Annotated in this window: 16 protein-coding genes; 6 read left to right on the top strand and 10 right to left on the bottom strand. The window is 40.3% G+C overall.

Features of this window, described 5'->3' with window-relative positions:
- Positions 1–3: 3 nt before the first annotated feature.
- The 3 genes from H5181_RS08975 to H5181_RS08965 form a co-directional block, all read right to left on the bottom strand.
- Positions 4–654: a response regulator transcription factor gene (locus H5181_RS08975; protein WP_123778270.1), complete on the bottom strand. Its 651-nt coding sequence runs from the start codon at positions 652–654 to the stop codon at positions 4–6.
- Positions 655–1,399: 745 nt separating this feature from the next.
- Positions 1,400–1,771, bottom strand: coding sequence for a hypothetical protein (locus H5181_RS08970; RefSeq protein WP_182750847.1), 372 nt, complete (start codon positions 1,769–1,771; stop codon positions 1,400–1,402).
- A 192-nt stretch (positions 1,772–1,963) separates the two neighbouring features.
- Positions 1,964–2,389 carry a PACE efflux transporter gene (locus H5181_RS08965; RefSeq protein ID WP_182750834.1) on the bottom strand — a complete coding sequence of 142 codons (426 nt, stop codon included), beginning with the start codon at positions 2,387–2,389 and terminating at the stop codon, positions 1,964–1,966.
- A gap of 86 nt (positions 2,390–2,475) precedes the next feature.
- On the opposite strand from H5181_RS08965, the gene H5181_RS08960 reads away from it, so the two are divergent.
- From H5181_RS08960 to H5181_RS08950, 3 genes are all read left to right on the top strand, one after another.
- Complete coding sequence (locus tag H5181_RS08960) at positions 2,476–3,363, top strand: LysR family transcriptional regulator (protein WP_041413545.1); 888 nt, start codon at positions 2,476–2,478, stop codon at positions 3,361–3,363.
- Positions 3,364–3,438: 75 nt separating this feature from the next.
- Positions 3,439–3,861, top strand: a complete 423-nt coding sequence (locus H5181_RS20740) for a class III extradiol ring-cleavage dioxygenase (protein WP_259397012.1) — start codon at positions 3,439–3,441, stop codon at positions 3,859–3,861.
- 647 nt (positions 3,862–4,508) lie between these two features.
- Positions 4,509–5,726: an HD-GYP domain-containing protein gene (locus tag H5181_RS08950; protein ID WP_182750833.1), complete on the top strand. Its 1,218-nt coding sequence runs from the start codon at positions 4,509–4,511 to the stop codon at positions 5,724–5,726.
- Positions 5,727–5,808: 82 nt separating this feature from the next.
- On the opposite strand, the gene H5181_RS08945 is transcribed toward H5181_RS08950, so the two are convergent.
- The 3 genes from H5181_RS08945 to H5181_RS20735 all read right to left on the bottom strand — a co-directional run bounded on the left by H5181_RS08945 (position 5,809) and on the right by H5181_RS20735 (position 7,970).
- Positions 5,809–6,939: an acyltransferase family protein gene (locus H5181_RS08945; protein WP_182750832.1), complete on the bottom strand. Its 1,131-nt coding sequence runs from the start codon at positions 6,937–6,939 to the stop codon at positions 5,809–5,811.
- A gap of 132 nt (positions 6,940–7,071) precedes the next feature.
- Complete coding sequence (locus H5181_RS08940) at positions 7,072–7,668, bottom strand: LysR family substrate-binding domain-containing protein (RefSeq protein WP_259397011.1); 597 nt, start codon at positions 7,666–7,668, stop codon at positions 7,072–7,074.
- Positions 7,599–7,970: a LysR family transcriptional regulator gene (locus H5181_RS20735; protein WP_310734274.1), complete on the bottom strand. Its 372-nt coding sequence runs from the start codon at positions 7,968–7,970 to the stop codon at positions 7,599–7,601. The genes H5181_RS08940 and H5181_RS20735 overlap by 70 nt, the downstream gene beginning before the upstream one ends.
- Before the next feature lie 159 nt (positions 7,971–8,129).
- On the opposite strand from H5181_RS20735, the gene H5181_RS08935 reads away from it, so the two are divergent.
- The 3 genes from H5181_RS08935 to H5181_RS08925 all read left to right on the top strand — a co-directional run bounded on the left by H5181_RS08935 (position 8,130) and on the right by H5181_RS08925 (position 11,373).
- The gene (locus H5181_RS08935) at positions 8,130–8,780 is read left to right on the top strand and encodes a peroxiredoxin-like family protein (protein WP_182750831.1); all 651 of its coding nucleotides are present in this window, start codon (positions 8,130–8,132) and stop codon (positions 8,778–8,780) included.
- Positions 8,781–8,875: 95 nt separating this feature from the next.
- Complete coding sequence (locus H5181_RS08930) at positions 8,876–10,018, top strand: MFS transporter (protein ID WP_182750830.1); 1,143 nt, start codon at positions 8,876–8,878, stop codon at positions 10,016–10,018.
- A gap of 173 nt (positions 10,019–10,191) precedes the next feature.
- On the top strand, positions 10,192–11,373 hold the full coding sequence (locus tag H5181_RS08925) for an NAD(P)H-hydrate dehydratase (RefSeq protein ID WP_182750829.1): 1,182 nt from the start codon (positions 10,192–10,194) through the stop codon (positions 11,371–11,373).
- A gap of 242 nt (positions 11,374–11,615) precedes the next feature.
- Here H5181_RS08925 and proX (H5181_RS08920) read toward each other — a convergent pair whose 3' ends face one another.
- From proX (H5181_RS08920) to proV, 4 genes are all read right to left on the bottom strand, one after another.
- Positions 11,616–12,650, bottom strand: coding sequence for a glycine betaine/L-proline ABC transporter substrate-binding protein ProX (gene proX, locus H5181_RS08920; RefSeq protein WP_123778276.1), 1,035 nt, complete (start codon positions 12,648–12,650; stop codon positions 11,616–11,618).
- A 345-nt stretch (positions 12,651–12,995) separates the two neighbouring features.
- Positions 12,996–14,030, bottom strand: coding sequence for a glycine betaine/L-proline ABC transporter substrate-binding protein ProX (gene proX, locus H5181_RS08915; protein ID WP_182750828.1), 1,035 nt, complete (start codon positions 14,028–14,030; stop codon positions 12,996–12,998).
- Complete coding sequence (locus H5181_RS08910; protein ID WP_102037801.1) at positions 14,027–14,878, bottom strand: proline/glycine betaine ABC transporter permease; 852 nt, start codon at positions 14,876–14,878, stop codon at positions 14,027–14,029. The genes proX (H5181_RS08915) and H5181_RS08910 overlap by 4 nt, the downstream gene beginning before the upstream one ends.
- Before the next feature lie 26 nt (positions 14,879–14,904).
- Complete coding sequence (proV, locus tag H5181_RS08905; protein ID WP_182750827.1) at positions 14,905–16,131, bottom strand: glycine betaine/L-proline ABC transporter ATP-binding protein ProV; 1,227 nt, start codon at positions 16,129–16,131, stop codon at positions 14,905–14,907.
- Positions 16,132–16,430 lie beyond the last annotated feature (299 nt).

Raw genomic sequence — 16,430 nt, 5'->3', positions numbered from 1 at the left:
TCGCTATTGTGTAAAAGATGCATTTGCCATTTGACGATCATTTAATAGAATAACGGCTTGGGTGCGATTTTTTACGCCTAGCTTTAAAAATATAGTACTTGCATGGCTTTTTATTGTGGATTCTGAAAGATTAAGCTCATAAGCTATTTGCTTATTAAGCAAACCTTCAGCAAACATCAATAATATTTTCCGTTGCTGTGGTGTTAATGATGTTAATTTATCTTCTTGTTCTACGATATCATCATCAGGATTATAACTTCCGATTGGCGTCCACAGCTTCCCATTAATAACATCATTTATTGCTTTTATCATTGCTGGAACTGGTGTCGACTTAGGTATAAATCCCGCAGCACCTAAGTTCATGGCCTTGCGAATCGTCTCCGGCTCTTCAAAACCAGAAATAACAATCACACCAATTTCTGGATATGTGTGTCGAATATTAATCAAAGTGTTAAAACCTTGTGCCCCCGGGATATCAAGATCGAGTAGTATCAGATCAATATCAGAGGTTTCTTCCAATTTTTGCTCTAATTCAGGAATCGTCTGTGCTTCAAGTAAACAAGAACAAACAAAGCTAGACTTCAACATGAACGACAATGCTTGTCTAAAAAGTGGGTGGTCATCTGCGATAATGATCTTAGTATTTAATGTCATTTTATAACTTAATATTTAGATTAATGAGCTTTTAGTGTTAGCTAAGTTAATTTGCGCCAAGCTAGTGTTAACTCGATAAGGTAACAATATTATAAATAACTTCAATGGCAATTATGGCAAACAAGACTAAAGGACTAAGCCATCAAACGTAAAGAATCACGTTTGAACGACAAAGCACAGGCGTGTTTTAAAGGATTCTACGGCCTCAGCTAAGACATAATAAGCTAACGACAAATCAGAAATGAAAAACGGAAAAGGTCTACTTAAGAGTTTACACTTAATGTATTTTTTTAGTTAGAGATCAAAGAATGACTGCTGCTAAAGTAAGTTTAAATTGAGGTGTTAGCGTTCAAATGCTTGGTTACAGGCTCAAACAATCAAATTAAAATGTTAAAGAATATTGCCAATATTTAGTGATCATACTTATGGTGAACAACCTATTCAAGTCGTACGTAATAGCTTAGGTTCTGGTAAGTTGAGGGATAATAGCTAACTTACCAGTTAGACGCCAACAATGTCATTTGGCCACATGAATAAAAAAGGTTGTTGTGAAGGTTATGCTGTTGCAAAAATATTTTTGGGTAGCTATATGCAAGATCGTGTATCTGGAGAAACAATGAAGCTCTTTAAGATGCACTAGTTGTGGTGATGAATTGCATCACATATTACTTAATGTATCAAAGGCATGGTGATTTTGAATTGAAATTCATGTGTTTAAAAAACAGCCTAACAGAGGTGTTTGAATTTACATGACTAGGCCAGATAATTGCTCGACTTGTTGATGCTCATCATCAGATAGTGCACCGTAATCTCTTGGGTATGACCAACCATAACCCCAGCGAAATTGAGTGGGTAAATAAGGCGAACCACCTACTCTTACTCCGGCCAACATTAATAAAGCAATTTGTGGCTGACCAACATTGGTGACGCAAACACGTAACGCTTTATCTGATGCGAGGCGTTCATTAAATGTGCCGCCTTTCCAATAGTCATAATCATGTTTTTGGCAACATGCTAACCATAATTCGCTTTGCTCAAAAGTACCGTCAGGGAATGCACTGCAACCATCACTAGTGAAAGGTGTTAGCGTGTCAGCCTGTGCAGGATTGACTAGCATCGACACACTGGCGAAAACCAGAGCAGTGCAATTTAGGCAATATTTGTTCACTATTAAGATCCAGCTTAGATTATTCACACATTATGATGCCACAGCAACGATGACAGTAATAGAATAAAACATTGCTTGTTGATTAAATCATCTTTTACATCAATGGGTAACGCTTTATAACTGCCAAACTAATGAACCAGTTTAATGTGCCAAATTAGCAAACCATTTTTGGTACGGTTGATACACGTCGTAAAGCCAATTAAAGACTGCGGTATACACTAAAATAAAGCCTAAAACCCCAGCTTCTAATACTAAGGTGTCAATCAGACTTAATGACAAATACCATGACACTAATGGGATGGTAAAAAATAACATCCCGCCTTCAAAACCCAATGCATGAACGACTCTAATGCCAATTTTACGCTCAACTCTGTCTGAACCGTTGAGCTTATCAAACAATATGTTGTAAACGTAGTTCCATAAAACAGCAAACAATGACAAACAAATACTCACTATCAACATGTCTGTGCTGTTTTTTTCCACTAACATCGCACTCACTGGCACAATAAAGGCCAACGCTATCACCTCAAAAGACACGGCGTGGAACACTCTTTCTCTTCTTTGCATGTTTATCTCTATTTAATGGTGACGTTTTGGCTATTTTCATCCAATATATAGATACATTAAAGTTGGTAAGTATCGGTAAAAACGATATGTATAGTATTGAACAGCTTGAGGCCTTTGTGGCGACCGTAAAAACGGGGTCATTTTCATCTGCAGCAAGAGCGCTTAATAAAGCACAATCTGTTATCAGTCAGCATGTGATAAACCTTGAAATTGACTGTAATAGCGAACTATTTGATCGCAGTGGCCGCTATCCTCAATTGACACCAGCAGGTAAAAAACTACTGCCCCATGCCCAAGTGTTGCTCAGCCAGCATCAACGACTGCGCGATTGCGCCCAAAGTTTAGACCAACAAGCAATATCTGAATTGACGATTGGTTTAGATGAAGGAATACCTCTACAAAAGCTGTTCAATATTATTAATGAGCTCGAAGCTAAGTTTCCGACAATTACGCTTGAGTTTTTAACCGCATCAAGCATTGATATTATCGATATGATTGACACTGAGCGGGCTGTCACCGGCATTATTTTCAGTGAGTTAACGATCCCGGCTCACATCGATTTTGAATCTATTGGGTCAATTAAATTTGATATGTATGTGGCCAGCACACATCTGTTAGCACAACAGATATATGATAATTTAGCCCATTTGAAATTGCATCGACAACTATTGATACGCTCTCGAAATACTAAATCCAGTAGCTTTCAATTCGCCATTAGCCCAGACGTTTGGTACGCCGACAATTATTATATTTTGTTAGAACTTGCATTGCAGGGCCATGGCTGGTGTTTACTGCCCAATCATATTGCCAATCACTACGTGGATAGCGGGCAACTAGTCATGTTACCGTCTGAATTTAAAGAGATTGGTTGGCAAGCAAATGTTGATGTTATTCAACACCATCGCTACAGTCACGAACCGGTGTTTAAGCAACTCAGACATTCTTTGCGACAATTACTAACGTATTCAGCATGATGATGAACACTTTTAAAATTGTTATTTGAGTTCACAACGACTTCGTAGTTAATGCATTAAATGAGAAAACCTAGTATGCAACAGCATCAGAAACCCCTGTTTATTTCGCATGGTTCTCCTATGATGGCTGTTGAAAACAGTAATACATCGTGTTTTTTACAAAGACTTGGCCAAAAAATTCCAATACCTACAGTCGTTATTGTGTTTTCAGCTCATTTAGATGTCATTGACGATATAGTGATTACCGCTGGAGCGCGTCCTGAAACAATACGCGATTTTTATGGTTTCCCTGATGAACTGTATCAAATTCGCTACCCTGCACCGGTTGCGCCTGTATTGGCAAAAAAATTGCCGACACATGTAGCAGGTATTAAGGTCTATTTATCTCCAACACAAGACTGGGATCATGACGTGTGGATCCCACTGAAATTAATGTACCCGCAGACGAACATTCCCATTGTACAATTATCCATTAATACCCTTGTAAGTGCAGCGTAAAACTATCGATATGGACAGCTTATAGCATCGTTAAAACACGATAACATTCTTATCATTGGTTCTGGTGGAATTAGCCATAATCTAAGCGAGGTTTTTCGTCAGCCTAAAACACAAAATGGCGTTGCTATGATGAATCAATTCACAAAGTGGGTTGAAGAAAAATGAGTAAGCAATGATACCGAATCGTTGTTGAACTAAATACAGCTCGCGCCATTTGCACAGTTTAATCATCCGACTCAGGAATATTTTACCGCTTATTGTTGCTTTAGGCACAAGTGCAGCAAGTGTTGCCAAAAAAATACATCAGGATGTATTAGATAATAAAGAAGAGAATAAAAATTTAAGTTTATGTATCCGCTATATTAATTGCTATCTATTGGATAAAATACCCGCTATCACATGTCGGTAATCCAAACACATTGGACGTAGTTGGTAATTCGTCATAAACTGCAATGAAGTCTTATATTTCATTGTCGATACATTTATAAACTCTACCTAAGTATTTTTTGATAAAAGCTTGATCTTCATTGAGTTATTTCGCTTATATTACAGTACTAAATACGCTATATTATTAAACATATCTTGCTATAACAATATCATGTCTTGCATGGCTCATACGTTGATAAGTAAACCCAAGGAAACGATTTATGCTGATTGAACATGACATTACTGACGTTTGTGTTGGAATGTATGTGGTCGAAATAACCGAACCCAAAGATACGTTTTCGCTCGCTAAACCTGGTGTGCTTAAAAGCGAACGAGTCATTGACGCATTAAAACGGAAATCGGTCACTAAACTGCTTATTGATACCAGCAAAACTGAAGTTATTGTCGAAAAAGCTGAGCAAAAAATCAGTGTGCCTAAATCTCAACCAGCTCGTAAACTCACGCCTGCACGCATTGATGTTAAAGCAAATTTCTTTAATCAAGAAATAGTGAGAGCACGCCAAGTGTTTAATGAGTCAAAAGACATTCAGAAAAAGCTGTTTCATAATGCACAGCATGGTTTGCCTCTGGACATGGATCCGGTACAAAAAATTACTGCTGAATCCACAGATTTAATTTTTAATAATCCAAATGCTTTGTCATGTGTGATTAATATTCGTAATAAAGATGAATATTTATTAGAACATTCTGTGTCGGTGTCCGTGCTGATGACCATGTTTGCCGTGTACAAAAAAATCGACAAAGACATTGTTAATCAATTAGCTATTGGTGCATTTTTACATGATGTTGGAAAAATCATGATCCCAGATCGGATTTTAAACAAACCAGACAAACTGACCGATGAAGAGTTTCATATTATGAAAACTCATGCCAGTTACTCAATTGAAATCATGAAAAGCACCCCAGGGATCAGTCCGTTGAGTTTAGAAGTAGCAAGCTTACACCATGAAAAACTCAATGGATTAGGTTACCCATTTGGCGTACCAGCAGAAAAAATCACCCTTTATGGCCGTATGATCAGCATATGCGATATTTATGATGCGCTGACTTCGCACCGCTGTTACAAACAAGGTTATGCCCAAGTTAAAGCGTTCAGTATTTTGCGCGCGTTAGCTGATAAAAATGAATTAGATAAAGACTTAGTCGATCAATTTATTCGCTGTATGGGTGTTTACCCTGTCGGGTCGGTGGTTCAACTTGAATCAAATAGACTGGCTATTGTTGAAGGTCATAACCCGAAAGACCCTATCCGTCCGTTAGTCAGACCCTTCTATCGTTTAAAACCAGATCATTTTGAAGCAGGAAACAAAATTGATTTAGCCACGGTCACTGATGACTTAATTGTTAAGTGTGTACGTGCTGATGATTTTAATCTAAACATGGAACAAATTATTGAGTATTTAGCGCACGAAGGATAGAGAAATGCCATTAAACGAATTTAATGGCATTTTTTTTATTGATTATTTATCAAAAAGTTGCAACATAACACTTAGTCATTCGCTATTTAGATGCAGGCAATACTTTTAGTCCAAATAAATATCGTGTCAGCTTAAACGGCCTAATCACGTAGTAACATAGCAAGGCACACACCACAAAAGCACTCATTAATACACTGACAGATTTAACCGCAATAGACGCCTGCCACTGCACAATATAAAACGCCAATATAACAATCACGGTTTGATGCAGAATATAAAACGGATAGATTAATTCATTGGTTTGATGTAACCATGTTGGCGTCTTTTTAATATGAGCAATCGCAAAACCTGCCATGGTTAATAACCCAGACCAAGACACTAGCGTACAAACTAACCACCATAGTTGCCATCGTGTGGTAAGTGACAAATACGGGCTTAAATCAGGTGAGTAATAGTAGCCATAAAACAGGATTGAACTCACAAGCAAACTGACTAAATAAGTGTATCGATGTTCAGCTATTGCCCGCCAAATAACCTCACTTTTAACAAAACACATGCCCGCAAAAAAGAAAAACAGATAGAACACACTTAATGACAGGTTTTCGATATGATGACTGTCTGATGGCGCAACATATTTGAGCCCACCACGTAATACGATTAACACTAACACTAAAGAGAGTAAGCCAAAACGATGACGACTGATTCGTTCAAGCCATTGTTGTAATTTATTGCCGGTTTGACGTGTTAACCAGTGCCTAAATGGCACAGCAAGCAGCATAAAAATGACTAAAAACTCTATAAACCATAAATGATTACTATCAAACGACAACAGCAATTGACCATACGCCGATGCTAAAGAGCTATATTCAGTGATGTTTTCATAATAATTTTGTGGCGGCACAATCAGTATCATTCCCACCAGCAAAGGGATAAAAAGCCGGTGAAATTTACTCGATAGAAATTGCCGAACAGGCATTTTTTGCAGTAACAAAAAGCTGGCTGCACCCGCAATAAAGAACAATGTTTGCAGTCTGAGTTGTTCAAAGTACACCATGATATCATCAAGAACCTTGCTCGACTCATTGTTCATCACATGCCAGCCGTCACCATTAAAGGGCATAAACACATGGTGTAAAAATACCGCAAAAATCAATATAACCCTTAACCAATCGAGTTCTGAGTAACGCCTATTATTTTGTAACACTTCTTGCATAATCAATGCCTTGCTTTGACCTGTTAATATAAAACGTTGAGTATCGATCCGGCTTAAATGTATTGTTCCATCTCACTTAAACTTCATCACTTAAGCTGCACTTCTTAAACTCTATCATTCAAGCTCTATTAATTAAGCCATACTTTTGGCAATTTTAGCTTTGTTGTGTAATGCCAACGCGACAAAAGCATCTACAGTAGCACGATCATTAGCACGCTTTACATGTAGCTGAGTGGGTATAGCTTTATGTGCATCTGTGAAAGATAAAAAATGACAGCCTTGACTGTATAATTTACGAATACAATAAGGCGCAATTGCAACACCTAAACCAGCAGCCACCTCAGTTAACAAGGTCTGCATGTGTTTAGGTTGGCTGATAATATTGGCCGAAAACCCCGCTTGTTTGCACAGCATAATGGTATCGTCAAACAAACCTACAGCTTCGTCACGGTTAAAAATAATCAACTTTTGCGGTTGTAATTGACCCAGCTCTATTTGGCTATATTCAGCCAGTGGATGGTGTTGTCCCACAACGGCTACCAACTTGTAGATGTAAATATCACTACTGTTAAATTCATCCATAATCCCGCTGGGTAATGGCCGCGAAAACCCAACATCTATGCGGTTATCTTTAAATGCTTCAATTTGTTCTGTCGCGGTCATTTCAAATAATGTGACATGCACATCAGGATATTGCTGCGAACTAAATCTGCCATAAAAGTCAAACATGCTGAACTTAAATGAGCGATATTAAGCTCGCCGATTTGTCCATCATAGGCGCGTTTAACCTGGCTTTTAGCTTTGCTGGCCAGAGCTAATATTTGCTTAGCATCATTAAGTAATTGCTGTCCTGCAGTAGTGATCAATACCTCACGCGAGTTGCGGGTAAACAATAATACCCCTAGCTCTTCTTCCAACATGGCAATATGACGGCTAATCGCTGGTTGTACCGTATTGAGATCACGCGCCGCGGCAGAAAAACTTTGGTGTGACGCTACGCTAATAAAGCTTTTCAATGTTTTTATATCCACAATCACCTCAAATACGTTTTTGCTATAGATTCAATAAAATAATAACATTTTTATTATAGACGCTAACACTTTACTCTTTAGCCTAGTTATATTTACAAAGTCCCAATCACAGAGTCGTCTGCCAAAGGCTAGCTAAATTAGTTGCTATCGAGGGAATATATGAAAAGTTTACAACAGCAAACCGACGCTAAAATGATTGAGGGACGACAAAAGAACCCTGATTTCATGAAAGTCGTTGACGATATTATTGAGCAAGCAAAAGCATTTCAACAAGGTGATAGTGCAATTAATCTTGGCCAAAAAGCGCCCAACTTTTCGTTACCTCATTCGGATGGGAAATTAATATCTTTGGTAGATTTACTGCACCAAGGCCCTGTTGTAGTGACATTTTATCGTGGCAGTTGGTGCCCGTACTGCAACTTGCAGCTTCGTGCTTTACAAGCACGGTTAGCCGATATTCATACCCTTGGAGCTCAATTGGTTGCCATCAGTCCGCAAGTGCCGGATGGCTCTATGACAAAAGATGAAATGCAAGACCTAGAGTTCTTGGTATTGTCAGATCAAGATGCAAAAGTTGCATCACAATATGGGGTTGCATGGCAAGTGCCTGAATTTCTCGCTGAACATATGCGCGTTGATCGCAAACTCGACCTTGAAGCCATCAATAATGGCAATGGCAGTGTGTTACCGATCCCCGCGACATTCGTTATCGGTCAAGACGGCGTTGTCACCTGGCGTTATGTCGACGTAGATTACCGAACTCGTTCAGAGCCAGAAGACATCATACAAGCATTAAAGCTGCTGGCTTAACGTTCAATGCTGATACCAATGACAGAGTGATAGAACAATCACTCTTTCGCCCTCTTTTCTTAATCTTAGTTCTTCAGCAAATCACAGGTAAAACAATGACTCGTTTATCTAAACTTGGCAGCTTTTCGCTGCTGTGTATTGCCAGCCTCACCATTATGGTTGGCGCCCTTGTTGCTCCGGGATTATTAAGTATATCGAATGCATTGGGCATCAATGAATATGCGGTATGGCTGGTGACTTTCCCGGCATTAGGTGCAGTATTATTTGCCCCAATAGCGGGTAAATCAATTGATAAGTTTGGTGCTTATCGGGCGCTCATCGTCGGTTTAATACTCTATGGGGCCTTGGGTTTTGCGGTGTATTGGCTGAATGGCCCTTGGTTTGTATTGTCTAATCGTATTTTATTAGGCGGTATTACTGCGGTAGTTATGGCGAGCAGTACCGTACTTATTTCGCAATGGTACACCGGTAATGAGCGGCTCAGCATGATAGCTAAACAAGGTATGGCTATTGAATTAGGTGGAGTATTGTTTCTGTTTTTAGGCGGTACATTAGCCAGTATTAATTGGGCTTATCCGTTAAGTTTATACTTAGTTGCTTGGTTATTTTTACTGATGCTGTTGTTATTTGTGCCGCGTAAACATCCATCACTCACGATTGAGTCTGAATGTGATAACAACCAGACTCAACAAGGGCTATCACTTCATCAGGTTTATCTTTTTGCCACTATGGCAATGGTGATCTTTTTTACCGCTATTGTCGTGCTCCCGAAGAGCATGGTTCAACAAGGCTATAACGAAGCTCAAGTGGGTAATTTACTAGCGTTTATCTCATTGGTTGCAGTGGTTGCTGCGCACTTTATGCCAAAAATTGTCAAACACATGAGCGCAACATATATGTTAGCTGTCGCATTTGTAGCATATGCCCTCGCGCATGTTGGTTTTGCAAACGCAAACGGTATGCCGATGTTACTCATTGGAGCTGTCTTTGCGGGTATTGGTTTTGGTTTTAGTATTCCGTTACTTAACCATATGACGGTAGAAAAAAGTGCAGCCAACGTTAGAGGCAAAAATTTATCCTATTTTACGATGGCCGTATTTGGCGGTCAGTTTATCACTTCGTTTGTTGAATTTATTCCCGGTGGCACCACTGTGAGCTTTTCTGCCGCCATGCTATTAGCCAGTATTGTGGCTGTGATATTGGTCGCCATACAATTAGCAAGACAAAGGGCTGTTTGAGAGCTGTTTGTTATCCAGAACTTAGGTTATTTATTATGAGTAACAATATCTCCAAGGCTAATGAATTAATAATGAGTGCTAAATATCATCATTTTTGGTCGCTGTAGACATTATGGATTTTCTGTTTGTGCTATTTTATTGTATCGATATTCAATATTAACTCACGAGTACTAATGAATACGTTAACCCTTGAATATATCAAAAGCATATTACCGCCACGGCCGGATAACAGTCATAAAATGACGTTTGGCCATGTATTGAATATTGCCGGTTCGCTGCATTACCGCGGGGCAGCTTATTTGTCGAGTTTATCCGCATTACGAGTGGGCGCGGGTTACGTCACCTTAGCCAGTAGCCCATCGGTATGTGACAGTGTGAGTGCATTAACACCCAACATCGTTACTTTTGCGTTACGAACGTTGTCGCCATTATCGGTTCACTCACTACAACGCACAGCAAATCTACATCAAAAAGATGCGCAAATCGTCGATGTACAAACTCTTTCACCACAAGCTGTTTTACAGCTCAGAGATAAATTGACTCAAGCCAGCGCCATTTCAATTGGCAGTGGTTTAAGCATTGGCCAAAGTACCGATCAATGCATCGATATCACAGCTATTAACACTGAGTTAACTGTAGATGTTGACGTGACTCTTTGCACTGAGATGAGCGCAGAGATAAGCACTGACTTGAACTCAGATTTGAACTCAGATTTGAATTCAGATTTACGTTCAGAGTTGCCTATTTGTAATGTCATCAAAGATAATCAACCACACTCAAACGAGTTAATCCCCCCACAAGGGAATCATGGTTTTTTTTACGCCCTACTCAACGAAATACAAACCTGCACAAAGCCAGTAATATTCGATGCTGACGCGCTAAACTTTATTAGCCACTTACTTAACCCACCAGTACCATTTGGAACAACTACGGTGACTTTGCCTAACAAGAGTATTATCACACCCCACCCAAAAGAACTGGCAAGATTACTCAATATGGATGTCGCAACACTACAAACACAGCGGATGCATTTTGCTCGCTTAGCGGCAAAACAGTTAAATACGATTGTGGTGCTGAAAGGTAAAAACACCGTGATAACTGACGGTAATGATGTTTTCATTAACCCAACAGGTAACAGCGCGCTAGCCAAAGCCGGAACCGGAGATGTGTTAACAGGTATGATTTCAGGGTTTTGCGCTCAAGGCGTTAGCCCAATAAATGCAGCGTGTTTGGGTGTGTATCTGCATGGTTTGGCAGGCAACATTGCTGCAGAGGACTTAAGCCAATATGGCATGTTAGCCAGTGACCTACTTAGCTATATTCCTAAAGCTATTTTAAAAGTATTAGCCATTTAGCCAATGCGAAATCAGCGCGTGATGGTGACCAATACCGAGATGGCTTACCAAAGGCTATATCGTAATAGTGCATGCTATAAATGTTTATTCATACCCTATTTTAAAACACAAAAGTAAATGACCTCTGCATTGATGACTAGTGGTTATATTTCAAATTGTCTTTATATACTCTATTTTTTATTTTAAAAAATACCCGGAAATACTGTGTACTCCGGGTTACCATTAGCTATTTCAGGTTGAGACTATTTAGCAGCATTACGTGCTTCAGTCAGCCAACCGTTCCATTTATCCTGATTTTTGGTAATCCACTCATCTACGTGGCCTTGAATATCCTGGGTACTCTTTTCACCTTCGTTCATCCGAGTATTTTGTTCATTGATATCACTAAGTGGCACTGTAAATACCTCAAAAAATTTCCTTGCTGCCGGATTTTGCTTGGTGAATTTCTTGTTGGCGACTATCTGGATGTCAGACACGACAAAACCCAGTTTTACCGGGTCAGAAACCGCGCCTTCAATTCCATTCACTGTCATCCGTTCAACTGCAGAACTTTGCGCCTTTGTCGGCTTTATTTCAGGCACGTTGATCCACACAACATCCTTGCCTGGCTTCAGTTTAAAAATGGTCCAATTTGGTGCCCAAGTATAGAAGAAGATTGGTCCACCATTTTTATAACCCGCCATCGCCGATGCCATTCCTGCTGCATATGAAGCGGTCACCGGATTGATAGCATCTTTGAGATCGTATACATCCATATGGTGGCTGATTATTTTTTCACATCCCCAGCCTGGTGGGCAGGCGGTAAGATCTGCCTTGCCATCACCATTGGTATCAAATGCTTTCTTCACCTCAGGGCGTTTAAAATCTTCAAGAGAAGTAATGTTATATTTATCTGCCTCTTTCTTAGACACCAAATAGCCCTGTAGACCACCGGCCTTAACCACAAAACCTACTTTTTCGCCTTTGTCATAAAATCCTTTCGGCATCTGGTCATCATGATTTGGAAACCAGCCATTGGTCCAGTAATCAACATCACCGAGAGTCACTGTCTTGTAAAAGATCGGATTCGACAGATCTTTAGGTTTTTCTACATCATACCCAAGTGTTTCAAGGCCTCGTCGTACAAGCGCTTCCTGAAAAAATCCCGTGTCCCACGTGGCTCGCGCAGGTTTGACTGTTACGCCTTCACCTGGCTGGTGATTATCGGCAAGAGCTGCTGACCCTGTCATGGTCATTGCAGCTAAAGCGACACCCATTATTACTTTCTTAATTTTCATTTTCGTTCCTTATTTTTTTGTTGCCATAGATTGGGTCATTATCTTTAAATAATTACCAATAATAGACCTGTACCTTTGGACATAAATAAGCACATTCATTTTTTAGGTCATATTTCAAATAATATTTTGAATTTGAAAGCATTTTTAAAAAGTATGATAAGAACTTAGGCTTGTTCTGTTAAAAAGCATCATTGCCTCATAAAGGGCTACATCATTATCAGCTTTGCCCTCTTTTTTTAAAACGCTGACATACGTTTTACTGAACACTTGGGGGTTTGAATAAAAAATAACCCGTAAGCACTGTATGTGTGCTCCGGGTTACCAATAAGCTATTGCAGGTTGAGACTATTTAGCAGCATTACGTGCTTCAGTCAGCCAACCGTTCCATTGATCTTGGTTTTTGGCAATCCACGCATCTACGTGGCGTTGAATGTCCTGTTCACTCTTTTCGCCATCGTTCATCCGAGTATTCTGTTCGTTGACGTCGGCAAGCTGCAGGGTAAATACTTCAAAAAATTTCCTAGCTGCCGGATTTTGCTTGGTGAATTTTTTGTTGGCGACGACCTGGATGTCAGAAGCAACAAAACCAAGTTTTACCGGGTCAGAAACTGCGCCTTCAAGTCCCTTTATCGTCATTCGTTCAACAGCAGAACTTTGCGCTTTGGTCGGATTGATTTCAGGCACGTTGATCCACACAACGTCCTTGCCTGGCTTCAGTTTAAAAATGGTCCAATTTGGTGCCCAAGTATAGAAGAAGATTGGTCCACCATTTTTATAACCCGCCATCGCCGATGCCATTCCTGCTGCATATGCCGCTTTCACTGGATTGATAGCATCTTTGAGACCATATACGTCCATATGATGGGTGATTATTTTTTCACATCCCCAGCCTGGAGGGCAGGCAGTCAGATCGGCCTTGCCATCACCATTGGTATCAAAGGCTTTCTTCACCTCAGGGCGTTTAAAATCTTCAAGGGAGGTAATATTATATTTATCTACCTCTTTTTTAGACACTAAATAGCCACCCAGTCCACCGGCTTTCATTACATAACCAATCTTTTCAGCTTTTTTATCGAAGTTTTTCGGTAGTTGATCGTTATGCATTGGAAACCAACCATTGGTCCAATAATCAATATCACCGAGAGTGACAGTTTTGTAAAAAATGGGATTGACCAGAGTTTTGGGCTTTTCAACATCATACCCCAAAGTCTCAAGACCTCGTCGTACAAGCGCTTCCTGAAAAAAACCGGTGTCCCATGTCGCTCGAGCTGGTTTAACGGTTATGCCTTCTCCTGGCTTGAGAGTATCAGCAAGTGCTACTGACCCCGTCATTGTGATTGCAGCTAAAGCTGCTCCCAGTATTACTTTTTTAAGTATCATTTTACGTCCTTATTTTTTGGGGTTGCCATTGATTGGGTGATTCTATCTAAAATGATTGCTAATAAAACAATCGCAAGACCGCCAACCGTGGCCAAACCAATATCAAGTGTATTTAAGCCCAGAACGACAGGTGCCCCGAGGCCTCCTGCGCCAATCATTGCGGCGATAACCACCATGGAGAGCGACATCATGATGGTCTGATTAAGGCCAGCCATGATGGTCGGAAGAGCAAGTGGTATCTGAACTTTAAGTAAAACCTGCGAGCTTGTTGCCCCAAAGGCGAGCGCAGCCTCGACTAACTCTGGGTGTACCTGCCTGATACCGAGACTGGTTAATCTAACCAACGGTGGCAGGGCAAAAATGATGGTTGCAAGAACACCTGCTGTGTTGCCAATTGAAAAAAGCATCACAATAGGTACCAAATAGACAAAGGCTGGCGTTGTCTGCATCGCATCCAAAATGGGTCGGAGAATGTTATTAACACGATCACTGCGTCCAGCCCATATACCAAATGGCACTCCAACAACAGTACAGAACACAACAGATGAAAATACCATGGCGAGGGTTATCATGGTTTCAGACCAGAAACCAAGCAGACCAATGAGAATCAACGATGCAAGCGTAAAACCAGCAAGTTTGAAACCTGACACCCGCCAAGCAATGACGCCAAACAGTGCGATAACAAGTAGAGGTGGAGTTGCCAGAAGTCCATCTGACACACTTGATAAAATGAAGTCTACGGGCCATTTTATCATCTGAAAAAACCATCGATACCCTTCTACCAACCAGTCAACAAGGCTTGTGATCCATGCATCTAAGGGAATAACTCTTTCATCAAAACTTAACATAATATAAAACTCCTGAAGCTAGTATTCTAAGATGCTGACTGCTCAAAATAAGTCCCCTTTTCTGCACGGTTTAAGGTACGAAGAAACAGATTTTTAGAAACAACTCCGCGATATCTATTTTCTGAGTTTACAACTGGAATAGGCCAAGAATGAGATGCTACCAAAGATAAAATGTCCTGAAGGCTATCGGTTTCCTGAACCGATTTGGCTTCTGTAAGGAAAGCATGCTCAAGTTTGCTGGTACCATTCCCCTGGTCAATAGCGTCGCGCAGAGAATCAGAAGAAACAACACCCAAATAACGATGTTCTGAGTCGAGTACATAGGCAAATTCGCGATCTTTCATACTCAACATTTCTAATGTGGCTCGTGGGCTACCTGCTTTAGTATGCCAAACGACCGTTGGCTGGCTATCGCGGGCAATGTCCCCTGCGGAGATAACACCGGTTGGATCCACACCACGGAAAAATGCGCGAACATAATCGTCAGCGGGATTTTGCAGAATCTCTTCTGGCGTCCCCACTTGAATAACTCGGCCGCCCTGCATGATGGCAATTCGGTCGCCAATACGTAATGCTTCGTCTAAATCATGGGAGATAAATATGATGGTGCGCTCATGACGGTCTTGCAGTTTCAACAGTTCATCCTGCATTTCTGTCTTAATAAGAGGATCAAGCGCCGAAAATGCCTCATCCATGAGCAAGATATCAGGATCAACCGCTAAGCCTCGCGCCAATCCCACTCGCTGCTGCATACCACCACTTAACTCATTGGGATATGCATTCTCCAAGCCTTCAAGTCCGACTTGTTTTAAGGCATCTAGAGCTCGCTCTTCACGCTGTTTCTTATCCATGCCATCAAGCTCGAGGCCAAAAGCTGCATTTTCTAACACTGTCTGATGAGGCATAAGAGCGAAAGACTGAAAGACCATACTGGTTTTGCTTCTGCGAAACCTTACCAGCTCATCCTTATTCATTTTGAGGATATTTTGACCATCAACTAACACCTCTCCAGATGTTGGTTCAATGAGCCTGTTTAGCATTCTTACTAGAGTTGATTTTCCCGAGCCAGACAGACCCATCACGACAAAAATTTCACCTTTGTTTACGGTAAAACTTGCACCTTGTACTGCAACTGTAAGCCCTGTCTGTTCGTAAATTTCTTCTTTGCTTTTCCCTTGTTCAAGTAATTTCACTCCCTTGCGAGGCTCAGAACCAAAAACCTTATATAGGTTTTTTATTACTATTTTTTCCATAATATTTTCCATGACGCTCTTTTACGCCGTTCTGCTTTTTTGTACTAACGCTACATAAAAAGCACGTGAATAAATTCTGCGCTGTTAAATATTTACCACACACTTTCGCGATATATTTTATACACTAGTCCCTAAACGCTCATCATGTCAATGTTAGTGTTTTCATAAATACAGATAAATCATTGAATTTAATTGTAAAAATACAACAGATATTACCCTCAACTTTAACAAGGATAATATTACTGGTTTAGTAACCTATTCGGAGTGTTATTAGCGGTAAAGCGCTTTAATAAACCTTT

This window comes from Shewanella sp. SG44-2 (assembly GCF_014164215.1).
GTDB classification, from domain to species: domain Bacteria; phylum Pseudomonadota; class Gammaproteobacteria; order Enterobacterales; family Shewanellaceae; genus Shewanella; species Shewanella frigidimarina.
This window is presented reverse-complemented; position numbering and strand designations above follow the sequence as displayed.